The 24,418-nt window shown below is 43.6% G+C and carries 22 protein-coding genes, 5 tRNA genes and 3 pseudogenes; all 30 read left to right on the top strand.

Features of this window, described 5'->3' with window-relative positions; translation table 11 throughout:
* Nucleotides 1–162 precede the first annotated feature (162 nt).
* The 30 genes and pseudogenes from RS881_RS45330 (at nucleotide 163) to rpoB (RS881_RS62005) (ending at nucleotide 24,378) form a co-directional block, all read left to right on the top strand.
* Nucleotides 163–238, top strand: a tRNA-Thr gene (locus RS881_RS45330).
* A gap of 46 nt (nucleotides 239–284) precedes the next feature.
* Nucleotides 285–367, top strand: a tRNA-Tyr gene (locus RS881_RS45325).
* Nucleotides 368–462: 95 nt separating this feature from the next.
* Nucleotides 463–535: transfer RNA gene (locus RS881_RS45320), tRNA-Gly, on the top strand.
* Between the two features lie 163 nt (nucleotides 536–698).
* A tRNA-Thr gene (locus tag RS881_RS45315) sits at nucleotides 699–770 on the top strand.
* A gap of 196 nt (nucleotides 771–966) precedes the next feature.
* Nucleotides 967–2,154 (top strand): elongation factor Tu, encoded by a 1,188-nt coding sequence (tuf, locus tag RS881_RS45310; protein WP_315816827.1) that lies wholly within the window; start codon nucleotides 967–969, stop codon nucleotides 2,152–2,154.
* A 166-nt stretch (nucleotides 2,155–2,320) separates the two neighbouring features.
* Nucleotides 2,321–2,391: transfer RNA gene (locus tag RS881_RS45305), tRNA-Trp, on the top strand.
* A 93-nt stretch (nucleotides 2,392–2,484) separates the two neighbouring features.
* The gene (secE, locus tag RS881_RS45300; RefSeq protein WP_315816826.1) at nucleotides 2,485–2,676 is read left to right on the top strand and encodes a preprotein translocase subunit SecE; all 192 of its coding nucleotides are present in this window, start codon (nucleotides 2,485–2,487) and stop codon (nucleotides 2,674–2,676) included.
* 2 nt (nucleotides 2,677–2,678) lie between these two features.
* Entirely contained in the window at nucleotides 2,679–3,248 is a 570-nt protein-coding gene (gene nusG, locus RS881_RS45295) for a transcription termination/antitermination protein NusG (protein ID WP_315816825.1), read from the top strand.
* A 935-nt stretch (nucleotides 3,249–4,183) separates the two neighbouring features.
* Nucleotides 4,184–4,474: an uL11 family ribosomal protein gene (locus tag RS881_RS45290; RefSeq protein ID WP_425476321.1), complete on the top strand. Its 291-nt coding sequence runs from the start codon at nucleotides 4,184–4,186 to the stop codon at nucleotides 4,472–4,474.
* Nucleotides 4,420–4,626 carry an uL11 family ribosomal protein gene (locus RS881_RS62025; RefSeq protein WP_425476320.1) on the top strand — a complete coding sequence of 69 codons (207 nt, stop codon included), beginning with the start codon at nucleotides 4,420–4,422 and terminating at the stop codon, nucleotides 4,624–4,626. Before RS881_RS45290 ends, RS881_RS62025 begins: the two co-directional genes overlap by 55 nt.
* 221 nt (nucleotides 4,627–4,847) lie before the next feature.
* On the top strand, nucleotides 4,848–5,249 hold the full coding sequence (locus RS881_RS62020; RefSeq protein WP_425476406.1) for a hypothetical protein: 402 nt from the start codon (nucleotides 4,848–4,850) through the stop codon (nucleotides 5,247–5,249).
* Between the two features lie 196 nt (nucleotides 5,250–5,445).
* On the top strand, nucleotides 5,446–5,994 hold the full coding sequence (gene rplJ, locus RS881_RS45280; RefSeq protein WP_315816824.1) for a 50S ribosomal protein L10: 549 nt from the start codon (nucleotides 5,446–5,448) through the stop codon (nucleotides 5,992–5,994).
* A gap of 164 nt (nucleotides 5,995–6,158) precedes the next feature.
* Nucleotides 6,159–6,533: a 50S ribosomal protein L7/L12 gene (gene rplL / locus RS881_RS45275; protein ID WP_315816823.1), complete on the top strand. Its 375-nt coding sequence runs from the start codon at nucleotides 6,159–6,161 to the stop codon at nucleotides 6,531–6,533.
* Between the two features lie 285 nt (nucleotides 6,534–6,818).
* Nucleotides 6,819–7,148, top strand: coding sequence for a LacI family DNA-binding transcriptional regulator (locus tag RS881_RS45270; RefSeq protein ID WP_315816822.1), 330 nt, complete (start codon nucleotides 6,819–6,821; stop codon nucleotides 7,146–7,148).
* Entirely contained in the window at nucleotides 7,061–7,369 is a 309-nt protein-coding gene (locus RS881_RS45265; protein WP_315816821.1) for a type 1 periplasmic-binding domain-containing protein, read from the top strand. The genes RS881_RS45270 and RS881_RS45265 overlap by 88 nt, the downstream gene beginning before the upstream one ends.
* A 32-nt stretch (nucleotides 7,370–7,401) precedes the next feature.
* Nucleotides 7,402–7,809 carry a substrate-binding domain-containing protein gene (locus RS881_RS45260; RefSeq protein WP_315824812.1) on the top strand — a complete coding sequence of 136 codons (408 nt, stop codon included), beginning with the start codon at nucleotides 7,402–7,404 and terminating at the stop codon, nucleotides 7,807–7,809.
* 348 nt (nucleotides 7,810–8,157) lie between these two features.
* Nucleotides 8,158–10,383 carry a SusC/RagA family TonB-linked outer membrane protein gene (locus tag RS881_RS45255; protein WP_315816820.1) on the top strand — a complete coding sequence of 742 codons (2,226 nt, stop codon included), beginning with the start codon at nucleotides 8,158–8,160 and terminating at the stop codon, nucleotides 10,381–10,383.
* A complete protein-coding gene (locus RS881_RS45250; RefSeq protein ID WP_315816819.1) occupies nucleotides 10,317–11,141 on the top strand; it encodes a TonB-dependent receptor domain-containing protein in 825 nt (274 codons plus the stop codon). Before RS881_RS45255 ends, RS881_RS45250 begins: the two co-directional genes overlap by 67 nt.
* A 29-nt stretch (nucleotides 11,142–11,170) precedes the next feature.
* Nucleotides 11,171–11,314, top strand: coding sequence for a hypothetical protein (locus RS881_RS45245; protein ID WP_315816818.1), 144 nt, complete (start codon nucleotides 11,171–11,173; stop codon nucleotides 11,312–11,314).
* 31 nt (nucleotides 11,315–11,345) lie between these two features.
* Nucleotides 11,346–12,908, top strand: a complete 1,563-nt coding sequence (locus RS881_RS45240; protein ID WP_315816817.1) for a RagB/SusD family nutrient uptake outer membrane protein — start codon at nucleotides 11,346–11,348, stop codon at nucleotides 12,906–12,908.
* Between the two features lie 218 nt (nucleotides 12,909–13,126).
* Complete coding sequence (locus tag RS881_RS45235) at nucleotides 13,127–13,303, top strand: hypothetical protein (RefSeq protein WP_315816816.1); 177 nt, start codon at nucleotides 13,127–13,129, stop codon at nucleotides 13,301–13,303.
* Nucleotides 13,300–15,268 (top strand): annotated as a pseudogene (locus RS881_RS45230) (GH92 family glycosyl hydrolase); the annotation flags it as partial. The gene RS881_RS45235 and the pseudogene RS881_RS45230, both read left to right, overlap by 4 nt.
* A gap of 108 nt (nucleotides 15,269–15,376) precedes the next feature.
* On the top strand, nucleotides 15,377–16,123 hold the full coding sequence (locus RS881_RS45225; protein ID WP_350340323.1) for a basic secretory protein-like protein: 747 nt from the start codon (nucleotides 15,377–15,379) through the stop codon (nucleotides 16,121–16,123).
* Between the two features lie 151 nt (nucleotides 16,124–16,274).
* Nucleotides 16,275–18,570, top strand: a pseudogene (locus tag RS881_RS45215) (GH92 family glycosyl hydrolase).
* Nucleotides 18,571–19,088: 518 nt separating this feature from the next.
* Nucleotides 19,089–19,667, top strand: coding sequence for a LacI family DNA-binding transcriptional regulator (locus tag RS881_RS45205; protein WP_315816812.1), 579 nt, complete (start codon nucleotides 19,089–19,091; stop codon nucleotides 19,665–19,667).
* A gap of 17 nt (nucleotides 19,668–19,684) precedes the next feature.
* Nucleotides 19,685–19,867: a hypothetical protein gene (locus tag RS881_RS45200; protein WP_315816811.1), complete on the top strand. Its 183-nt coding sequence runs from the start codon at nucleotides 19,685–19,687 to the stop codon at nucleotides 19,865–19,867.
* The gene (locus tag RS881_RS45195) at nucleotides 19,858–20,169 is read left to right on the top strand and encodes a substrate-binding domain-containing protein (RefSeq protein WP_315816810.1); all 312 of its coding nucleotides are present in this window, start codon (nucleotides 19,858–19,860) and stop codon (nucleotides 20,167–20,169) included. The genes RS881_RS45200 and RS881_RS45195 overlap by 10 nt, the downstream gene beginning before the upstream one ends.
* Before the next feature lie 407 nt (nucleotides 20,170–20,576).
* A pseudogene (gene rpoB, locus RS881_RS62015) lies at nucleotides 20,577–21,757 on the top strand (DNA-directed RNA polymerase subunit beta); the annotation flags it as partial.
* Nucleotides 21,758–21,865: 108 nt separating this feature from the next.
* Entirely contained in the window at nucleotides 21,866–22,258 is a 393-nt protein-coding gene (locus tag RS881_RS62010; RefSeq protein ID WP_425476405.1) for an RNA polymerDNA-directed RNA polymerase subunit B, read from the top strand.
* Nucleotides 22,204–24,378 (top strand): DNA-directed RNA polymerase subunit beta, encoded by a 2,175-nt coding sequence (gene rpoB, locus RS881_RS62005; RefSeq protein ID WP_425476319.1) that lies wholly within the window; start codon nucleotides 22,204–22,206, stop codon nucleotides 24,376–24,378. Before RS881_RS62010 ends, rpoB (RS881_RS62005) begins: the two co-directional genes overlap by 55 nt.
* The last annotated feature ends 40 nt before the right edge of the window (nucleotides 24,379–24,418 follow it).

The following is a 24,418-nucleotide window of genomic DNA, read 5'->3' as shown; positions in this document are numbered from 1 at the left end:
GGGTATCAGTGAGTGTGCGGGAAGTTCTTTATTATGTTGACTGTCAGTATTTTTACCAGCTTTCAACAATAGTCATTAGTCTACATTAATTCAGCTGGTAGAGTATCTCGTTTAATCCCGGGAGGTTCCGTTAGTTTGGATAAAGCATTTGTAGATTGAATTGCCACTTTAGCTCAGCTGGTAGAGCAACTGATTTGTAATCAGTAGGTCGTTGGTTCGATTCCGACAAGTGGCTCCATATAAAGCCGGAAAAGGTAATCTTATACTTCGGACTTTATTAACAAGGGCAGGTTCCAGAGCGGCCAAATGGGGCGGACTGTAAATCCGCTGTCTTTCGACTTCAGAGGTTCGAATCCTCTCCTGCCCACACCATCGCCCGCCATAGCTTTAAGCGAAGGTGGGTAATTTGGTTATAAAGATCTTTAATGTATTGTTTCGCTAAATTGTTTGAAGCGAAAATTTGCGGGAGTAGCTCATTTGGTAGAGCGATAGCCTTCCAAGCTATAGGTGGCGAGTTCGAGCCTCGTCTCCCGCTCTCAGAAAGCAAAAAGAATTGATTGAGTAGGTTTTACACGGAAAGCCTCCAGGTTGTATTGGCCTGATGAAGATTAGGAAATGCCTCAACTTACTTTTTGCATGGAGTCTGATATATGAACCTGGATTCCGGTTTCATACAATGAGCTCCCGACGGGTGTAAGGCCGTTGTAGCTCAGTGGTAGAGCACTTCCTTGGTAGGGAAGAGGTCGTGAGTTCGATTCTCACTAACGGCTCAGTTCTTTAAAAATTGTAAATCAGGATGGAGGCTGTTTAAATCAACAGGCTCATTCGGGTTAGTGGCGATTGATCCTGCTGTGGGCAGGAATGAAGTAAAAATGTGTGACGCAACAGGTACTTTTTGGTACCGGAGATGCTGACTACATGATAAAAACAAAAATTGTAAAACCACACAACTAAAAACAGATAACGATGTCAAAAGAGACTTTTAAGAGGGATAAACCTCACGTTAACGTAGGTACCATTGGCCACATTGACCACGGTAAAACCACCCTTACTGCTGCTATCACTACTATCTTGTCTTCAAGAGGTATGGCTACAGCGAAGAAATATGATGAAATTGATGCTGCTCCTGAAGAAAAGGAGAGGGGTATTACCATTAATACGGCACACGTTGAATACCAAACGGTTAATCGTCACTATGCACACGTTGACTGTCCAGGTCACGCCGACTACGTGAAGAATATGATTACCGGTGCTGCCCAAATGGACGGTGCTATCCTGGTTGTGGCTGCTACAGATGGTCCCATGCCTCAAACAAAAGAGCACATCCTGCTGGCTCGTCAGGTAGGTGTTCCCCGCATGGTGGTTTTCATGAACAAAGTTGACCTGGTTGATGACCCCGAGTTACTCGAACTGGTTGAAATGGAAATTCGTGAACTGTTGACATTCTATGGTTTTGATGGTGATAACACCCCTATTATAAAGGGTTCTGCAACCGGCGCTCTGGCCGGTGAAGAAAAATGGGTAAAAGCTATCGACGAGCTGATGGAAGCTGTTGATACTTACATTCCCCTGCCTCCCCGTCCTGTTGACCAACCGTTCCTGATGAGTGTGGAAGACGTTTTCTCTATCACTGGTCGTGGTACTGTTGCTACTGGTCGTATCGAGCGTGGTCGTATTAAAGTTGGTGAAGCTATCGAAATCGTTGGTCTGATGGATGCTCCTTTGGCTTCTACAGTAACTGGTGTGGAAATGTTCCGCAAACTGTTGGATGCTGGTGAAGCTGGTGATAACGCAGGTCTGCTGTTGCGTGGTATTGAAAAGACCCAAGTTCGTCGTGGTATGGTACTGGTAAAACCAGGTTCTATCACTCCGCACACTGAATTCAAAGGCGAGGTGTATGTATTGAGCAAAGAAGAAGGTGGACGTCACACTCCGTTCTTCAACAAATACCGCCCTCAGTTCTATTTCCGTACTACCGACGTTACTGGTGAGGTTGAATTACCTGCTGGTACTGAGATGGTAATGCCTGGCGATAACACTTCATTGTCTGTGAAACTGATCCAACCCATCGCGATGGAGAAGGGTCTGAAATTCGCTATCCGTGAAGGTGGTCGTACAGTAGGTGCCGGTCAGGTTACTGAAATCGTAAAATAAGCCTTGCTTTTCCCCTTTTACGGGGTTGAGTATGAAAGCTTAGACGTATATTTGCAAAGTACCTGAACCTTATGGTTCAGGTACTTTGTTCTAAAGAAGAAGTTCTTTGCATAGCCCGTATAACTTTTATAATCAATTGATTATATTGAACGGGTAATTAACACACACGGGCATGGTGCAACGGTAGCATACGGGTCTCCAAAACCTTTGATCTGGGTTCGAATCCTAGTGCCCGTGCTAATAATTTGAAAATGACTTAATTTGAGTGTTTGAAAATGATTTTATCCAATTTTCAAATGAACCCATTTTTCAAATTAGCAAATTCATTATATGAATAAAGTAACAACCTACTTCCAGGAATCATACAAGGAGTTGGTGGAAAAAGTCACCTGGCCTACATGGGCGCAATTGCAACAATCTACCATGATTGTGTTGGTTGCTACCTTGTTGATTACAGCTATTGTATGGGTAATGGACCTCGCTGCTCAATCTGGCCTTAAATTTATCTATTCATTATTTTAATAATGGAAAATCAAACTATTCAACAACAGGAAACTAAATGGTATGTGCTCCGGGTGGTCAGTGGAAAAGAGCGCAAGGTGAAGGAGTACCTGGACAAGGAGATTTCCCGTGGCGGATGGGGAGAGGTGGTAAAACAGGTTTTCCTCCCGGTAGAAAAAGTATACAAAGTACAGAACGGGAAGAAAGTAATGCGGGAAAGGAACTATTACCCCGGTTACGTAATGATTGAGGTAATTGAAGGCAAATTATCTGATGACCTTCGTGAGGCTATCAAAAATACAACCAGTGTAATCCACTTCCTGGGTAAGGAAAATCCGATCGCTCTGCGTAAGGCTGAGGTGAATAAGATGTTGGGTAAAATGGATGAAATGGCCGAAGCAGGTGGTGTAAGTATGATCGAACCTTTCATTGTTGGTGAAACAATTAAGATCATTGAAGGACCATTTAATGATTTCAATGGTATCATTGAAGAAGTGAACGACGAGAAGAAGAAATTAAAAGTTACAGTAAAAATATTTGGCCGTTCTACACCTGTTGAATTGAACTATATGCAGGTTGAAAAGTTAGCTTAGTAATTTATGCCATCATAATTTTTAAAAGGCCACCAGCTGTTTCGGTGGCCTTTTACTTTGAGGTCAGTACGAATAGTTTAATAAAAAAGCCTTCCATACACTACAGGAAGGCTTACTATTTTAGCAGGGAATCTTATTATTGGTTATCATCATCGCCCGGCTCATCAGCAGGTCCGTCAGTATCTTGCGTAGGCTCATCATAAGAAGGTTCTTCAATAATAATGACTTCTTCTACAATGATATCTTCTTCAACAGGCGGCGGAGACGCTACTTTTTAGGCGCTGGTTTTTAGCTGCTTTTTTCTTCGCAGGAGCTTTTTTGGCAGGAGCTTTTTAGCAGGGGCTTTCTTAGCCGGAGCCTTTTTAGCTGGTGCTTTTTGGCAACCTTTTTAGCTGCTTTCTTTGCTGCTTTTTTAGGAGCCGCTTTTTCTTAGCCGCTTTCTTCGGGGCTGCTTTTTTCTTTGTTACTTTCTTAAGTGCTTTTTAGCTACTTTTTTGGAGCTGCCTTTTTCTTTGGGGCAGCCTTCTTTTTAGGAGCAGCTTTTTAGCTGTTTTTTCTTTGCTTTGGCCATAGTGTGATATATTTTTTTAGTTGTTCGAGAAATACATTGCAGCAAGTTGCAATTCAATGCAAAAGCTACGTAGAAAAATTCAAAAAATAAAAATTCATCAGAAGTTTGCCTGTTGCTTACATAGTCAGTCTCACCCTAATATGTTGCTAACGGTCAAATAAGCGCGCCTGGAACCCCTGTCTGGCATAACTTTGAGGTCTCATTAGGCTTTAGAAAAAGAATTGTTTTTCTCGCAAATTTCCTAACTTTGCGTCCCCAATTATAAGTTCTTTTGGTCCCATATCTGTTGGGATAGAGGAATTTGGGAGACTAAGTATCAGCAAATCAGCTGAAAAAGGTCGTTTGAACCAATAAATCAAATAAAATGGCTAAAGAAATTACCGGCTTCGTAAAGCTACAGGCAAAGGGCGGTCAGGCCAATCCGGCACCTCCCATCGGTCCTGCTCTCGGTTCCAAAGGTATCAATATCATGGAATTCTGTAAGCAGTTCAATGCCCGTACGCAAGACAAAATGGGAAAAGTTCTCCCAGTATTGATCACTGTTTATTCCGACAAGTCTTTTGATTTCGTCATTAAGACCCCCCTGCTGCTGTTCAGTTATTGGAAGCTGCCAAGCTGCAAAGTGGTTCAAAGGAACCTAACCGCAATAAGGTAGGTAAAGTGAACTGGAACCAGGTTGAGGCTATTGCTAAAGACAAAATGCCCGATCTGAATTGTTTTACCCTGGAAAGTGCTATGAAAATGGTGGCTGGAACCGCCCGTAGCATGGGACTTACAGTGGATGGTAAAGCTCCCTGGGAAAATTAATTCTTCACGGTCTTCGCAATCCTTGCGGGGGCTTCCTAAAAACTGAATGACAATGGGAATCGCTAAAAAAGAAAAGCGGTAGACGCTAAGATCGATAAAAACAAATTGTATTCACTGAAAGAAGCATCTTCAATCGTAAAAGATGTGAATACTACAAAATTTGATGCTTCTGTTGACCTGCATATCCGTTTAGGTGTAGATCCTAAAAAGCCGACCAGGCTATCCGCGGTACTGTAACCTTACCTCATGGTACTGGTAAAACAAAACGTGTACTGGTTTTGTGCAACCCCGATAAAGAAGCCGATGCGAAAGCAGCAGGTGCTGATTATGTAGGTCTGGATGAATTTATCACAAAAATCGAAGGTGGTTGGGTAGATATAGATGTAATTGTTGCTACTCCTTCCGTAATGCCTAAGATTGGTAAACTGGGTAAAATCCTGGGTCCCCGTAACCTGATGCCTAACCCCAAAACAGGTACTGTTACCAATGATGTAGCAGCTGCTGTAAATGAGGTGAAGGGTGGCAAAATAGCTTTTAAGGTTGATAAAGCAGGTATTATCCATGCTTCTATCGGCCGTGTAAGCTTCAGCCCTGAAAAATCGCAGCGAACAGCCATGAGCTGATCAATGCTATTATCAAGGCCAAGCCATCATCTGCTAAAGGTACTTACCTGAGAAGCATATTCATGGCTAGCACCATGAGCCCGGCTATCCCAGTGGAAACCAAATCTTTAATGAACTAAATTTAATAACGCGTTCATGGGCTACGATCCTGCAAAGGAAAAGAAGCTGACAGCGAAAACATCTAAAAATTTGCGTTATGACCAAGCAAGAAAAAAATGAAGTAATTGACGTGTTGAAAGAGAAGTTCTCTCAATACAACAATTTCTATATTACCAATACAGAATCTCTGACTGTTGCGCAGATTGGTAAACTGCGTCGTGTTTGTTTCGATAAGAATGTCGAAATGAAAGTGGCTAAGAACACCCTTATTAAGAAAGCCCTCGAAAGCCTGGATGAAAAACGTTATTCCGGTGTATTTGAGTCTTTGAATGGTGTTACTGCCATCATGTTCAGTGAGAATGCTAAAGAACCAGCCCTGATCATCTCTGACTTCCGTAAGGATATTAAGCCCAGCAAAGTAGCGAAGCCCCCAAGGCCCGAGCTGAAAGCTGCGTTTATTGATGGTGATGTGTTTGCTGGTGATGATCAACTGCAGACCCTCGTTGCGCTGAAAAGCAAAAACGACCTTATCGGCGAAATCATTGGATTACTGCAATCTCCTGCCAAGAATGTTATCAGCGGCCTGAATGCCGGTGGCAAATTGGCCAGCCTGGTAAAAGCCCTGGAAGACAGAGCACAAGCGTAGTAGATGCTGCTGTACTTTGGGTGTTAGTTAATTACTACTACCTAAAGCCGACGGCTCCAAATAACACCCAAGTCTTCGGGTATAAGTGAAGACAAATTAAATTTACCTCCGCCGGAGTGAGGGCATATAGCCTGAACCATGAAGGCGGTTATTAAAAATGTAAAATGGCAGACTTAAAAGCATTCGCAGAACAGTTAGTAAGCCTGACTGTTAAAGAAGTAAATGAATTAGCTAAGATCCTGAAGGATGAATACGGCATCGAGCCTGCAGCTGCTGCTGTAGCTATTGCTGGTCCTGCTGGCGCTGCTGCTCCTGCTGCAGAAGAAAAGACTTCTTTCAACGTTATCCTGAAAAATGGTGGCGCAAACAAGCTGAACGTAGTTAAGATCGTAAAAGATCTGACTGGTCTCGGTCTGAAAGAAGCTAAAGATCTGGTAGACGGTGCACCTAAGCCCGTTAAAGAAGGCGTAAGCAAAGCTGATGCAGAAGCACTGGTTGCTAAGCTGAAAGAAGCAGGTGCTGATGTTGAAATCGCTTAATCAGGATTCCAACTCACATAATTACCCCGGTCAACCGACCGGGGTTTTTTATTAGCCACCTTTCCAGGCGACTTCTACCATTGCTTATACTCCTACTTTACCAGGATTTGCCGCCCTTCCTTCCCGGTTTTTTACAATTCCCTCACCCCAATAGGTCATGTTGGGGGAAAATGTTTTGTGTATCAGATAGCCCGAATACCGCTTATTGCAGGCCAGGATTGCTTTAGCAAGCTTTTTTGAAGGGAATGGTTTAGATTAGCGCTTTATTACTATTTCCTATTGCTTATGAAAAGAGTATCACTGAAAGACATAGCTAAAATGGTAGGGGCTTCGCCTTCAACCGTATCGTTTATTTTGAACGGTAAAGCCAGTCAGATGCGGATCAGTGAAGAATTGAAAAATAAGGTATTGGCTGCGGCTAAAAAGATGGGTTATCAGCCTAATCAGGTAGCTGTAAGTCTCCGGACCGGGCAAACGAAAATACTTGGACTTTTGGTGGAAGACATATCCAATAACTTTTTGCATCCTTGGCTAAAATCATCGAGGACGAAGCGGAAGAGTTTGGCTATAAGGTGGTTTATTCCAGCACGGAAAACAATAGTAAAAAGGGCGTAGAGTTGCTGCGGATGTTAACTCAGCGTCAGGTAGATGGCTACCTGATAACACCTACGCTTGGTATGGAAGATGATATTGAGATGTTGGTGAAGCATAAAAAGCCTTTGGTGTTGATGGATCGCTATTTTCCAGAGATTGAAGCGGCCTATGTGCAAGTGGATAATACGGGTGCAGTGCTTAAAGGCATGGAGCACCTGATCAAAAAAGGGTATAAAAGATAGCTTTTATTACGATCGAATCGGGATTGATCCAGATGCATCAGCGGGAAGAAGCTTATGCTACAGCTATTAGCGGAAGTGCAGAGCAAAAGAAAAAATTTGTTCTTAAAGTAAACTATAGTGGCGGAAGAGAGGTGGTGATAGCACAAATAACCGAGTTCCTGAAGAAGAATAAACCAGATGCGGTATTCTTTGCCACTAATTACCTGGGGATTCTGGGGTTGGAAAGCATCAGGTCATTGGGTTTAAATATTCCAAAGGACCTGGCCGTGATCTGTTTTGATGACAATGATATTTTCCGTTTACACTTGCCAGGAATCACTGTACTCCAGCAGCCGGTAGAGGCCATTGCACGGACTGCTATTCATATACTTATGCAACAACTAGGTAACAATAAGGTGGCTATTAAAAAAATCAGGTACAACTTGCAGCGAATTTTATAGTCAGGGAGTCTACTTAAGAAAAGGGAGCATTAACAGTTTGTTGTATTTCTTTTTGCAAAATCGGTTTAGTTACGTAATATTGGCTCGTACTTTGCGTTAAAAACGCGGTAGTCCAATCTCCTTATCCATTAATTTAAGCCTTATTCGATGCGCTCAGCATTTTATGTAATGCTATAAATAAGTAGAGCACGATTTTTTTACATTATGGCTAAAACGTTTTAGTATTGGCCTAATCAAATAAATTAGTCACTGGTTATGGGGGTTTATTTAACCAGGTGATGATAAAAGATTAATAAACGAAGAGTTTTTTTAATACAAACAAAATAAACCCACACAAAACACTTGCGTATGGAAAAGCGACGTTCCAACTTCGTAAGGAAAGGTTTGCATTGTCTCCTGGCTTTGCTATTCCTTTCCTTAACAGCCTTCTCTCAAACAAGGACGGTTACTGGTAAAGTCACCGGGTCCAAAGATGGCCAACCTTTAGCTGGAGTAACTGTCACAGTTAAAGGTTCTTCCGTTTCTACACAAACAAATGCTGAAGGTAATTTCAGCATTAATGTTCCCCAAAATGCTCAGGCGCTAACTTTTTCTTCTGTAGGCTATCAGACTGATGAGTTTACACTAGGAACAGGTGAGACGATCAATGTAAGGCTAACGCCAACTTCCAGTACATTGGATGATGTAGTGGTAGTAGGTTATGGTACTACCCGGAAATCGGATTTAACCGGTTCTGTGGGTACTATTAAGGCAGCACAGTTACAGGAAAGGCCTGCCGCCTCCCTTAACCAGGCCTTAGCTGGCCGCATTGCGGGTGTTCAGGTGAATACCAACTCCGGCCGTCCGGGTGGTCAAACCAATATCCGCATTCGTGGATTCAGCTCCATTAATACAACCAACAACCCGTTATATGTAATTGATGGGGTTATTTTGCCGGTTGGTTCACAAACACAAAATAGTAACTCTATTGACTTTATCAATCCTAATGATATAGCTTCTGTAGAGATATTAAAAGACGCTTCGGCTACGGCTATTTATGGAGCGAGGGGCGCTAACGGTGTTATCCTGATCACTACCAAACGTGGTACCAGCGGTGGTGCCAGGATTACTTACGATGGTGATATCAGTGTTCCTACCATTGGCCCCAAAAGGGTTGAGATGCTGAATGCACAGGAGTTTATTGATGTTGAGAACCTGGCCTATGATAATATCAAGGTTTATGATCCTGCAGGATGGGCCGCTGGTAACTATTCAACTGTAGTTGATCCCCGGATTAAAAGAAAGAGCCTGCCAAACTTATTCGATGCCAATGGCAACCCACTTTATAATACAGATTGGTTAAAAGAATCTACCCAGAGTAAATTATCTCAAAACCACCAATTGGGTTTTACAGGTGGCAATCAAGATAATACTTATGGTATATTCCTCGGTTACCGTGATGAAAACGGTCTTTTGTTGAATTCCTATCTCAAACGTTATTCTGGTCGTTTTGTATGGGATGGTAAAATGAAAGATTGGTTGAAAGTAGGCGGTAGTCTTTCTTACAACAACCAGGAAGAAAACCTGGTAGATATTGGTACTGGTGGACTCAACTCTGTACGTATGATCACAGAAGGCCTTCCCTTCCTACCTGTAAAATATCCTGACGGCAGCTGGGCAGAAAACTATCATTATCCAGGTGCTGAAGGTGGTTCTAACCCTGTGCACATCCTCAATGAAAGAAAATTCATTCTCAATACCCAAACAACCTTAGGTAATGTGTATGTAAACATTAACCTGGCAAAAGGGCTTGAATTCCGTAGTCAGGTTGGTGTGAACGTTATAACACGTGGTGTGAATCAATATAACGGTCGTACGTTAGACCAGATCTCACGTTCACAAAACGGTACAGCCAACGTTTCAAATGGTCGTGAAACATTCTGGTCTTCTGAAAACTATTTTACTTATAACAAGAAGATTGGCAAGGATCACTCATTTACCGGCTTGTTGGGTTTATCCTGGCAGGAAACGAATATCTTCAATATTAGCGCTGCTTCTCAGAACTTTTCAACCGACTTTTTCGAGTTTAATAATATAGGTGCCGGTAGCCAACAGAATCCTGGTGGTTCAGGTAGGGCGAGGTTTGCATTCAATTCGTATTTTGGAAGGATCAACTATTCTTACAAAAACAAATACTTGTTAACCTTTACCGCTCGTGCTGATGGATCATCCAAGTTTGGTGAGGAAAATAAATATTCACTGTTTCCATCTGCAGCTATTGCCTGGAGAGCTTCCGAAGAAGATTTCTTGAAAAACAGCAATATTATATCTAACCTGAAGGTTCGTGCCAGCGTAGGTCAAACTGGTAACTCGGAGATCAATACTTATTCGGCCTTGGCTCAGTTAAGCTCGGGATATGCCGGTATTATCAATGATACAAGGGTTACAGGTGTTGGTACCGGAAGATTGGGTAACTCTGGTCTCTCTTGGGAAAAACAGCACAATCGGATCTGGGTGTTGAAATCAGTTTGTTCAATAACAGGATCAACCTGGAGGCAGATGTTTATTATCGTAAAACAACGGATATGTTGTTGAGCGCTCCTCTTCCTACTTCTAGTGGATATGGTTCCATTTCCACTAATATTGGTAGCATGGAGAATAAGGGATTGGAAATCGGTTTAAACACAGTTAACATTAGTACGAAAGATTTTGTGTGGACCACTACGTTCAATATTTCAATGAATAAGAACAAAGTGTTGTCTTTGGCTACTCCTGCCTCGATATTTGGTGGTAATCCTAACTTCCTTTCTAGTACAGGTATTATCCGTGTAGGTGATCCGGTAGGCTCATTCTGGGGTTTGGAACGTCTGGGTGTATGGACTGCTGCTGAAGCAACTGAAGCTGCTAAGTTTGCCAGCTACCGTGGTGGTAAACCCATTTTACCTGGTGATATTAAATACCGGGATCTGAATGGCGACTACCAGATCAACGATGCTGATCGTAAGATCATTGGTCATGGAAGTCCCAAAGGATGGGGTGGTTTCTTCAATAGCTTTAAGTATAAGAACTTTGAATTGTTGATTGAACTGCAGTATACTTATGGTAATGATGTATTGAACATGATGCATCACTCTGGTGAAGACCGCGTGAGCATTGCCAATAGCTTTAAAACAGTATTGGATGCCTGGGATCCGAAAAAGGCAATAACAATACCATGGTTGCGGCCATCAGGGATACAAGAGCTGGTTATGTTACCAATGTTGATAGCCGTTGGATTGAGGATGGTTCCTTTATTCGTGGAAAGAACCTCTTACTGGGATATAACTTCCCTGCAGCTATTGCACAAACCTTAAAACTTAACAGGCTGAGGGTATATGCTTCTGTGCAGAACTTCTTCCTTGCTACGAAGTTTCGTGGCAATGATCCGGAAGTTACCACTTATGGTAATGCATTTGCGCAAGGGCAAACCTTCTTTGATTACCCCAAACCGACTACTTACCTCTTGGGTGTGAATGTTAGCCTGTAATAGATTTATCACGAAAAAAAGTTTATACAAAATGAAACTCAAATTCATAAATACTGCTAAATTATCAGTCGGTGCGATTGTGTTTGTCGCACTGACGAATATATTGCCAGGTTGCAACAAGTACCTGGAGGAAAATGATCCTTCCAACCTCACGCCAGATAACTATTATACAATACCTGAGCATGCGGAAGCTTCCATTGCTGCAGCTTATTCCAATACCCGGTTTATTGGAGGTGGTGCAGGTATTTTCTCTGTCAACTGGTCCATGCTTGAAATGGTTACCGGAACCGCCGGAACCGAAACAGGACAAAATACCGATTTGAACAACCTGCTTGGCTTGGCCTATAATGGAGATAATGTGCATGTGCGTAACTGGTGGAATGGATTGTATGGTGTTATTGCACAAACTAACCTTACCTTAGAAAAGGTACCTGGTATTAATCCTATGGATGCAAACAGGAAAAAACAGATACTTGGCGAAGCAACTTTTCTTAGGGCATGGGCCTATTTTTACCTGGTTCGTATTTTTGGCGATGTGCCCTTGTTGACGAAGCCTGTGCTTTCGGCTACTTCTCCGGATATGTATCCTGGCAGGACTTCCAAAGAAGAAGTGTATAACCAAATTGTAGCTGACCTGGTATCAGCAGAAGCATCAGGTTTACCTTGGCGGGACGTGACTGGAAGGACTTCTTTGGGTGCTGTAAAATCTTTGTTAGCAGAGGTATATCTGACAATGGCTGGTTTCCCGCTTAATAAAGGGGCATCACATTACACACTAGCTGCCAACAAGGCCAATGAGGTAATAGCCAATGGTTCCTTTAGCCTATTCGCCAAATATGGCGACCTACACAGTGTTGCCCAGGACAATAAAGGTGAAAATATTTTCCAGATACAGTATTTGGTAGGTGTTTCTGAGAACCCATTGCAGGGTATTTTGCTGCCTAACTTCAAGGATATCTCAAGGTATGGAACTGAAATTGGCTCTACTGTGCCTGCATTGCAGTTTTATAATTCTTTTGAAGCAGGTGATAAACGGAAAGAAGATACCGTTGGTTTCTTTTATACCAGCTATTATACAGAAGGCTTCAAACTGCCCAAGAAAAATTTGGGTGCGCCCTATATCTATAAACATTTTGATTCTCTTGCTCATGGTGTTTTAGGGAAGGAAGGTACCGGACAAAGTAGCTTGAATTTGAATCAGATCCGTTATGCCCAGGTATTGTTGAGCTATGCGGAGGCACAAAATGAAGCAGGAGGTGGGCCCAATGCCGCTGCCTGGACTGCGCTTAAAGATATACGCACCAGAGCTGGCCTTACCACGCCGGCGATAGGCACTTTTTCACAGGCATCATTCCGTGAAGCCATTTATAGAGAGCGGTGGCATGAACTGTGCTATGAAAACATCACCTGGTTCGATATGGTGCGTCTGAGAAAAGCGTATAATTCGACTTCAAATGGATTCGACAATTTTGTAGGATATACCTTACCTCCAAGTGGTGCTAAATTGGCCAATAAGCACCTGTTATTCCCGCTGCCGACGGAAGAAATGAAGAATAATCCGAATCTCAAGCCTCAAAATCCAGACTATCAATAACAATGGAACACATCGTGCACTAATAGGGTGTAGGCGATAAAAAGACAACCTGTGTCCAGAAAAACTAAAAATACAATACCCGGGCTCCAAAAGGCCCGGGTATTGTATTTTAATCCTCCTGGTTCGATAATTATTTTGCAAAAACGGTTTAGCTACCTAATTTAGGAGGTCTATTATTGTGTTTCTATCCTTAAACTGTTTTTCTTATATCTTCAATCATGAAAAATATAGCACAATTGGTGATGGCACTGGCTTGCTTCAGTTCCATGAATGCCCAGCTGGTAACCACCGTTTCGGACCCCGTAGAATGGATCAACCCATTGATGGGTACGGATTCAAAAGGAAGCCTTTCCAATGGTAATACCTATCCGGCTATTGCTGTTCCCTGGGGATGAATTTCTGGATGCCACAAACGGGCACTATGGGTAATGGATGGGCCTATACGTATAGCTCGGACAAGATCCGGGGATTTAAGCAAACGCATCAGCCTTCTCCCTGGATGAATGATTATGGGCAATTTGCCATCATGCCGGTAACGGGGGCGTTAAATTCAAACAGGATGATCGCGCCAGCTGGTTCTCCCACAAAGCGGAAGTAGCCAAACCTTACTATTACAGCGTATACCTGGCCGATTGGGATATTACTACTGAGATTACACCTACTGAACGGGCTGCTCAATTCCGGTTTACTTTCCCACAACACGATAGTTCTTTTATCGTGATCGATGCGCTCGACAAGGGATCTTATGTTAAGGTGATCCCCGGCGAAAACAAGATCATTGGTTATACCACCCGCAACAGTGGGGGCGTACCTGCCAATTTCAAGAACTATTTTGTTATCTATATCGACAAGCCTTTCACGGTTTCTTATGCCTGGAAGGACAGTGTATTGATCAAGGGGGCTGCAGAGTCAGATGCCAAGCATGCCGGCGCTGTGATTGGTTTTAAGACCAGCCGGGGCGAAAAGGTAAATCTAAGGGTGGCTTCCTCATTCATCAGCTACGACCAGGCTGATATATCCCTGAAACGGGAAGTAGGTACGGATGGATTTGACGTGACCAAGCAAAAAGCGAAAGCAGCCTGGAACAAGCAATTGAACCGTATCCTGGTAGAGGGCGGAACCATTGATCAAACAAGGACTTTCTATTCCTGTCTGTACCGTATGCTGCAGTTCCCGCAAAAGCACTATGAATTGGATGCTACGGGAAAGATCATTCACTACAGCCCCTATAATGGGGAGGTGTTGCCGGGTTATATGTTTGCCGGCACCGGCTTCTGGGATACTTTCCGGGCGCTGTATCCTTTCCTCAATTTCATGTTTCCCAGCATCAACAAAGAAATGCAGGAAGGCCTGATCAATGATTATAAAGAGGGCGGCTTTTTACCCGAATGGAGCAGCCCCGGCTTCCGGAGTGTAATGGTAGGTAATAACTCCGCTTCGGTGGTGGCTGATGCCTATATCAAAGGAAATCGTGGTTATGATATCAATAAGCTGTATGAAGCCCTGCTACATGGCGCCAATAATGAAGGGCCCATGACAGCTGTTGGCCGTGCTGGTGTGAAGTATTACAATGAATTGGGGTATGTGCCTTATGACGTGAAGATCAACGAAAATGCTGCCCGTACGCTGGAATACGCTTATGACGACTTCACGATCTGGCAATTGGGTAAAGCTTTGGGGCGCCCCAAGGAAGAAACGGATCTGTATATGAAGCGTAGCCAGAACTTCCGGAACCTGTTTGATCCCGAGACGAAACTAATGCGCGGTAAAAATCAGGATGGGAAATTCCAAACGCCATTCAATCCTTTCAAATGGGGTGATGCTTTTACAGAAGGCAATAGCTGGCATTATAGCTGGAGTGTGTTTCATGATATCGAAGGGTTGAAGAACCTGATGGGTGGCAACAAACAATTTGTAGCCATGCTGGATTCCGTATTTTCTATGCCTCCTGTATTTGATGAAAGTTACTACCGTGGTGTTATTCACGAGATCCGGGAAATGCAGATCATGAATATGGGGCAATATGCTCATGGAAATCAGCCCATCCAACACATGATCTATTTGTACAACTATGCCGGCGAACCCTGGAAAACGCAGTATTGGATACGCCGGGTAATGGAGCAGTTATATAAAGCTACTCCGGATGGTTATTGTGGTGATGAAGACAATGGACAAACATCGGCCTGGTATGTTTTTCGGCCATGGGTTTTTATCCCGTATGTCCCGGAACTACCCAATATGTATTGGGAACGCCTTTATTCAAGAAGATGACGCTCGTTTTGGATAATGGTAAAAAGCTGACGATTAATGCTCCGGCTAACAGTGATGCCAATAAATACGTACAGCAGGTAAAACGGAATGGAGCGGTGTATAGCAAGAATTGGGTAGATCATTTTGATCTGTTCAAAGGGGGACACTTGATTTCAATATGGGAAGTACACCCAGTAAGACAAGAGGTACTACGCCTGATGCATTCCCTTATTCATTTTCAACACAATCAAACAAATAAGCCCCAGATGAAAACACCCCTTTTCCTGGCATTATGTTTAACCGTTGTGTCATCCTTTGCGCAGAATGATTGGAACCGTATAGGTAATGAAGGAATAATCTCCAAAGATTCAATCAAAAAGAAAGGCTATACGATCTTGTTTATCAATAAGGATTCAGGATTTAGCACGATCACTAAACAACGGATGATCGATACGTATTTCAAAGTATATCCGAAGGAGGCCAAGCGGTTCAATAAAGAAACCAGGAAGCTGGTGACTTTTATCATTGATCCGGAATACAAGGGAGTAGCTGCTGCAGGTGGTGGTATTATCCGGGTTAATCCCAAGTGGATGGCCGATCATCCTGAAGACCTGGATGTGGTAACACATGAAGCAATGCACATTGTACAATCTTATCCTGGCGGAGCAGGTCCCGGATGGCTTACTGAAGGTATTGCAGATTATGTGCGGCATGTGTATGGCGTTAATAATGAAGCCGGCAAATGGGCGCTACCAAAATTTGATACCAAACATCATTATACCAATAGTTACCGTGTCACTGCCCGCTTCCTGGTATGGACAGAAAAGAATTTCAATAAGAAGCTGGTAAATAAGCTGGACAATGCTATGCGTACAAAAACATATAAACCGGAGATCTGGCAGGAACTGACTGGTAAAACGCTGGACGAGCTTTGGGGCGAATATACAAAGCAACCCACTATTTAGAATTTGCAGGCATTGGTTTGTAAATGCGCGCAATTTCACTGGTTAATGAAGATAATCGTTGTGATCTGGTAAATGGATCACAATAAAAATTCCGGCAGGTGGAGACTTCTGCCGGAGTAATCAATGGAAAGTTATTAAATCAAATCAAAGCATGAGAAAACTATTGCTGAGTGGGCTGTTGAGTGTACCGGTATGGTGTATTGGTCAAGCAGGTTCAGAAAACCTGGTACCCTACGTAAAACCGATCATTGGCACACAACGTATGGGGCATACTTATCCCGGCGCCACGGTTCCTTTTGGTATGGTGCAACTAAGTCCTGATACGGATACCATTCCTTATGAAATGAATGGAAAATACAATGGGGATGTTTATAAATATTGTGCGGGTTATCAATATGAAGACAAAACAATTGTAGGGTTTAGTCATACACATTTCAGCGGTACAGGGCATTCTGATCTGGGTGATTTCCTGATCATGCCTACGGTGGGGAGTTAAAGCTCAATCCTGGTACAGCTACTGACCCGCGCAGTGGATTCCGTTCTTCTTTTTCTCATGCTAATGAAGTTGCAGAAGCCGGTTATTATAAAGTAAAGCTGGATGATTATAATATCCTGGCTGAACTTACGGCCACTAATCGGGTGGGGTTTCATCAATATACATTCCCCCAATCAGATCAGTCGCATATTGTATTGGACCTCATGTCGGGCATCTACAATTATGAGGATAAGAATGTATGGACGTTTGTGCGGGTTGAAAATGATACCTTGATTACCGGCTATCGGCAAACCAATGGATGGGGCCGTACCAGGACGGTATATTTTGCCATGGCTTTTTCAAAACCTTTTTATCAGTATGGGAATAAGAATTTTTCCAAACGTCAGGTGTACCAGGGATTCTGGCGCAAGTTTGACCAAACGAAGAATTTTCCGGAGATGGCCGGCAAACAGTTAAGGGCATATTTTGATTTCAAGACAATGGCAGGTGAGCAGATCAAGATCAAGTTTGCTTTGTCTTCTGTTAGTACGGAGGGGGCTGTATTGAATCTCCGGACGGAAGCGCCGGATTGGAATTTTGAACGAGTAAAGCAGCAGGCGCAGGATGCCTGGAATAAGGAGCTGGCAAAAATCACGATCCAGTCAAAGAATAAGGATGACAAGGAAAATTTCTATACATCGATGTACCATGCTTGTCTAAGCCCTATCACGTATATGGATGTAGATGGTTCTTACCGGGGATTGGATCAGAACATTCATAAAGCAAAAGATTTTACCAACTATACGATTTTCTCGCTGTGGGATACTTACCGGGCTTTGCATCCCTTCTTTAACCTGGTACAGCCATCCCGGAATGCTGATATGATCAAATCGATGCTGGCGCATTATGATCAAAGTGTGCAACAGATGCTGCCTGTGTGGAGTCATTATGCCAATGAAAATTGGTGTATGATCGGGTATCATAGTGTATCATTGATTGCCGATGCAGTAATGAAGGGCAATGCTCCTTTTGATGCCAATAAGGCGCTGGATGCTTGTGTAGCTACAGCCCGTCATGGTAGCTATGATGGGTTGAGTTATTATATGAGTATGGGATATGTGCCGGAAGATAAAAACGGTTCATCGGTATCCAAAACGCTGGAGTATGCTTATGATGACTGGAGTATTGCGCAGATGGCTAAGAAGCTGGGCAGGATGGATATTTATGAGGAATTCAGCAAAAGATCTCAATATTTTAAGAATGTATATGATGCATCTATTGGTTATATGCGCCCTAGAATGAGTGATGGCAGTTTCAGGAAGGATTTTGATGTATTGAGTACGCACAACCAGGGATTTATTGAAGGTAACGCCTGGAATTATAGCTTGTATGTACCACATGAGCCGGAGCAACTGATTGAGATGATGGGTGGGAAAAAGCGTTTTGTGGCGCACCTGGATTCTTTATTCACGATGCACTTGCCTGATAAATACTTTGCAGAGACGGAAGATATTACGCGTGATGGCATTATTGGTAACTATGTGCATGGCAATGAGCCTTCGCACCATGTACCTTATTTATACAACTGGACCGACCAGCCCTGGAAAACGCAGGAAAGGGTACGTATGATCCTGAAAAAGCAGTTTAAGCCAACTCCGGATGGTTTGGGTGGTAATGACGATTGTGGGCAAATGAGCGCCTGGTATATTTTTACCGCATTGGGCTTTTACCCTGTGGCGCCTGGATCTGATCAATATGCGATTGGCAGTCCGGCTGTGGATGGGGCTACCTTGCAACTGGAAAATGGCAAAAGCTTTGTTATTGAGGCACAAAACCAGGGGATAAAAATGTATATGTTCAAAAGATGCTGTTGAATGGCCAGCCCTTGAACCGTTTTTACCTTACTCATAGTGATATTACCAATGGGGGTAAGTTGGTTTTTGTGATGGGGGAGAAGCCGAAGAAGAAGTAGGAACAGTGATTGGATAGTTATAAACGTTAATAGAATGCCAGGTTGAATCGATGAATAATTGGTTTGGCCTGGCATTTTCGTTGGGCAATGGGCCCCGATATGGGGAGATATGGAGGAGAGTGGGAAGAGAAGGGGAGGAAGAGGCTAGGAAAAGAGAGGGAATATCGCTATAAGGTCGCTATAACATCGCTATCAGGCCGTTGTAAGGCCGCTATGAAATGGCCCTCCTGGCATTGAAATTGGGTGTGTTTTTGGTACTGGATGTTCCAGGGCGGTCGGAATGGCAGGTAGCCAGGGCAATTCATTTATCATGATTAGTAATATACGAAAAAAGCAGGACTTGGATGCTGATTTTAGGGGTGATTATGCGCTTTTTTTCAAATAATTTCTCGCTGTTGAGCGGGAACCCTTAAATTTGAAGAACTACAGATTCTTGCTTTTACGATTTACAAGTTAGTCCGAGACTGCCCGTTTAGCAGCAAAATCAGCCACGTGCCCCAAAAACTACTGCCAACATTATGAAACGTGTGTCGCTAAAAGATATCGCTAAAATGACCGGAGCTTCTCCTTCGACCGTATCCTTTGTTCTGAATGGTAAAGCGAAGGAAATGCGGATCAGTGAGGATCTGGCGAAGAAAATAGTGGCCATAGCCAAAAGGGAGGGGTATCATCCCAACCAGGTAGCGGTTCGATTAAGAACAGGTAAATCACAAATGTTGGGGCTGGTAGTGGAGAGTATTTCGGGAAATTTCTTTGCTGCCTTGGCAAAGGTTATTGAGGAGGAGGCGCAGCAGTATGGCTATAAGGTAGTGTATTGTGCCACGGAGAATGATGGGAAAAAGGGACAGGAGCTGATCAGGATGTTGTCTCAACAGCAGGTGGATGGATATATTATTACCCCGGCTTTGGGTATGGAATCGGATGTGGAAGAGTTGATTGACCATAAAAAGCCAGTTGTATTGCTGGATAGTTATTTCCCTCAAATGGATGTGCCGCATGTGCTGGTTGACAATTATGGAGGGGTGACCAAGGGTATGAAACACTTAATCAGCCGGGGTACAGGAAAATTGGTTTTATTACGGTTGATCTTCAACTGATCCAGATAAAGGATCGTTTGCAGGCTTATACGGAAAGCCTGAAAGCCGCCCATATACCGGTTAATAAAAAGAATATCCTTTCATTGGGGTATAAGATCACCAAGGCTGATGCCATCAAGCAGTTATCGGTCTTTATTAAAAATAACCCTCAATTGGATGCTCTTTTTTTGCGACCAATTACCTGGGTTTATTGGGTATAGAGAGTTTGCAGCAGTTGGGCATTAGTATTCCCAAGGATGTGGCCATGATGAGTTTCGATGATCATGATGTGTTCAGGTTATTCCCTCCCGGGATAACGATCATTGAGCAGCCGGTGGAAGAGATTGCCAAAACAGCCATTAACTTACTGATGGCACAACTGGGTAAAAATAAGCCAATTAAGAAAAATAAGGTGCAATTGCCGGCCAAATTGGTAATCAGGGGACTACTTAATTTAAAACAGGGAGCGTCCGAATGGCTTGCTTCTGGCACTTTAGTCTTTAGGTTGTTGGAGGAGCGATAGTCGGGTCAAAAAAATGAGATATTCAAAAGGTTGCTGATTGTTAGTGTTTTAAAAATTTGTACTTTTAAATCCCTAGTTACTGAACCGGGAAGCGGATAAAGTGTTTATTTAGTTGTTTCAGTTTATTCCGTTCGGCAAGGTAACCGGAGCCGGAATTGTTACCCCCAAGTGTCCGGTGCTACTTTTGGAACAAATTTTGTGAATTGTTGAGGTTTTTCATTACCTTTGCCGTCCATTTTTCACAATGCTAATTAGCTGGGGTACGTTATTACATGGCCAAATTTACATAACTACTTCATTTTGAATGCACAGAGAACTTAATTGTTCTCCTGTGATTTTTTTGTGTATAGACGATTTTTGATGATTTTTTGAACGTTCGAACAACTAAAAAACCGGTTTTAATCAATATGTCTTCAACAAAATTGCAAAGCAGGATCAACTTTGGTAAGATTAAAAATTTAGCTGAAGCTCCTGACCTACTCGAAGTACAGATCCAATCATTCAAAGAATTTTTCCAGTTAGAGACTACTCCGGACAAACGTAACATCGAAGGTTTGTTTAAGGTGTTTAAGGAAAACTTTCCTATCACCGATACACGTAACATCTTCGTACTGGAGTTCCTGGATTATTTTATTGACCCGCCCCGCTACACCATCGAAGAGTGTATGGAGCGCGGATTGACTTACGCGGTACCGCTGAAAGCGAAACTGCGTTTGAGCTGTAATGACGAGGAACACGTTGATTTTCAGACAATTGTTCAGGATGTATTCTTAGGAAACATTCCTTACATGACGCCACGTGGTACCTTTGTGATCAATGGTGCTGAGCGGGTGGTTGTATCGCAGTTGCACCGTTCACCCGGTGTATTCTTCGGTCAGTCCATTCACCCCAATGGTACCAAGATCTATTCTGCCCGGGTTATTCCTTTCAAGGGAGCCTGGATGGAATTTGCCACGGATATTAATAACGTGATGTATGCCTACATCGACCGTAAGAAGAAATTCCCGGTAACAACCCTGTTGCGTTCTATCGGTTTTGAAACCGATAAGGACATTCTTGAGCTCTTCGGAATGGCGGATGAAGTAAACGGTGATCTGAAATCCCTAAAAGCTTACCTGGGCAAACGCCTGGCTGCCCGCGTTTTGAGAACATGGGTAGAAGACTTTGTAGATGAAGATACCGGTGAAGTAGTATCCATTGAGCGTAACGAGGTGGTATTAGAGCGCGATACTGTGTTGGATGAAGAAGCCATTGAGATGATCGCTGATATGGATGTAAAGAGCGTATTTGTACAAAAAGAAGATGTGGGTGGTGATTTTGCGATCATCTACAACACATTGAATAAAGATACTTCCAACAGTGAGCTGGAAGCGGTGCAACATATCTATCGTCAGTTGCGCGGCGCCGATGCTCCTGATGATGAAACCGCACGCGGTATTATCGATAAATTGTTCTTCAGCGACAAACGTTATGACCTCGGTGAAGTTGGTCGTTATAAGATCAACCGCAAGCTGAATCTTAACCAGCCGCTGGAGCAAAAACATTGACCAAAGAAGATATCATCGAGATCATCAAGTATCTCGTTCGTCTTACCAATGGTAAAGCGGAAATTGATGATATCGATCACCTTAGCAACCGTCGTGTACGGACCGTAGGTGAGCAGTTGTATGCTCAATTCGGTGTTGGTTTGGCTCGTATGGCCCGTACCATCCGTGAGCGTATGAACGTACGTGACAATGAGGTGTTTACGCCAGTTGACCTGATCAACGCACGTACGCTGTCTTCTGTGATCAACTCTTTCTTTGGGACTTCTCAATTGTCTCAGTTCCTCGATCAAACCAACCCGCTGAGTGAGATCACGCATAAGCGTCGTATCTCCGCACTCGGGCCAGGCGGTTTGAGCCGTGAGCGTGCAGGCTTTGAGGTTCGTGACGTACACTATAGCCACTACGGTCGTTTGTGTACCATCGAAACACCGGAAGGTCCAAACATCGGTCTGATCTCTACTCTTTGCGTACACGCAAAGATCAATGAATGGGCTTTATTGAAACGCCGTACCACGCCGTACAAAATGGTAAGGTGGATCTGAAGAAACTGACTTTCTTAAGTGCAGAAGAAGAAGATATAGCCAAGATCGCCCAGGCCAGTGCGCCATTGGATGAGAAAGGCAATTTCGTAGAAGAAAAGATATCTTCCCGTCAAACAGGGGACTTCCCGATCCTGGAGAGAGCAGAAGTGGAATTCATGGACGTTGCTCCTAACCAGATCGTTGGTTTGAGTGCTTCACTGATTCCGTTCCTGGAGCATGATGATGCCAACCGTGCGTTGATGGGATCAAACATGCAACGTCAGGCTGTTCCCCTTATCCGTCCTGAAAACCCCATCGTGGGTACAGGGTTGGAAGGAAAAGCTGCCCGTGATGCCAGGGTTCAGATCCTGTCTGAAGGCGAAGGTGTGGTAGAATATGTAGACGGTAGTGAAATTCATGTTCGTTATGATCGTACAGAAGGCGACCGATTGGTAAGCTTTGAGGACGATTTGAGAATCTATAGACTCACCAAGTTCATTAAAACGAACCAGGAAACCTGTATCAACCACAAGCCTGCCGTTAAGAAAGGCCAAAGGTTGAAGAAAGGCGACTTCCTCACTGAGGGATACGCTGTGCAGGCTGGTGAACTGGCCCTGGGTCGTAACCTCCGTGTGGCATTCATGCCATGGAAGGGTTACAACTTCGAGGATGCCATCGTTATCAATGAAAAAGTAGCCCGTGAGGACTTGTTTACTTCGATCCATATTTCTGAATATGAGTTGGAAGTACGTGATACCAAGCTGGGTGAAGAAGAGCTGACACCAGATATCCCCAACGTTTCAGAAGAGGCGACTAAGGACCTCGATGAAAATGGTATCATCCGTTTGGGTGCTGCTATCAAAGAAGGTGATATCCTGATCGGTAAGATCACTCCTAAAGGAGAAAGTGATCCTACTCCTGAAGAGAAGCTGTTAAGGGCCATCTTCGGTGATAAGGCAGGTGATGCCAAAGATGCTTCACTGAAAGCACCCAATGGTGTGGAAGGTGTAGTAATTGGTAAGAAACTGTTCCAACGCGCCAAGAAAGATAAGAATGCAAAGATCCGTGAGAAGGCAGCCCTTGAAAAGCTGGAAAAAGTGCACGAGAAGAATGTAGAAGAGCTGAAGGAACTGTTGCTGAGTAAGCTGCAAACCCTGTTGAAGGACAAACCTTCTGCTGGTGTTAACAACAACTTCGGTGAAGTTCAGATCGGTAAGGGCGCTAAGTTCAATCCGAAGAACCTGTCTTCTATCGACTATCAGAACGTTAATCCGCTGGGTTGGACAGGAGATGCTGCAATTGATGACAATATCAACATTCTCTTGCACAACTACAATATCAAGTACAACGAAGAACTGGGACGCTACAAGAGAGAGAAATTCAATATCTCTATCGGTGATGAGTTACCTGCTGGTGTATTGAAACTGGCTAAAGTTTACCTGGCTGTTAAGCGTAAGCTGAAAGTGGGTGATAAGATGGCCGGCCGCCACGGTAATAAAGGTATCGTTGCCAAGATCGTTCGTGCAGAAGACATGCCGTTCCTGCATGATGGTGAGCCAGTGGATATCGTACTGAACCCGCTTGGTGTACCTAGCCGTATGAACCTTGGACAGATCTATGAGACTGTACTGGGTTGGGCTGGTCAAAAACTGGGTGTTAAATTCGCTACACCGATCTTCGATGGTGCTACAGTAGAAGAAATTGCCAACCATATTGATAAGGCCAACCTGCCAAGCTTCGGTCACAGTTATCTGTTCGATGGTGAAACAGGCGAGCGCTTCCACCAGAAAGCTACGGTGGGTGTGATCTACATGATCAAACTACACCACATGGTGGATGATAAGATGCACGCCCGTTCTATCGGACCATACAGCTTGATCACACAACAACCGTTGGGTGGTAAGGCACAGTTTGGTGGTCAGCGTTTCGGTGAAATGGAAGTGTGGGCATTGGAAGCATACGGTGCATCCAATATCCTGCAGGAGTTGCTCACCATTAAATCAGATGACATCATCGGTCGTGCGAAGACTTATGAAGCCATCGTTAAGGGTGACAATATTCCAAGAGCCGGTATCCCTGAGTCATTCAACGTATTGGTGCATGAGTTGAGAGGTTTGGGTCTTGATCTGAAATTTGAATAATATTTTCAAGCTGTTGGCTGATAGCGGTTAGCTATTAGCC

The organism is Paraflavitalea speifideaquila (assembly GCF_032395985.1).
Lineage (GTDB): Bacteria > Bacteroidota > Bacteroidia > Chitinophagales > Chitinophagaceae > Paraflavitalea > Paraflavitalea speifideaquila.
This window is presented reverse-complemented; position numbering and strand designations above follow the sequence as displayed.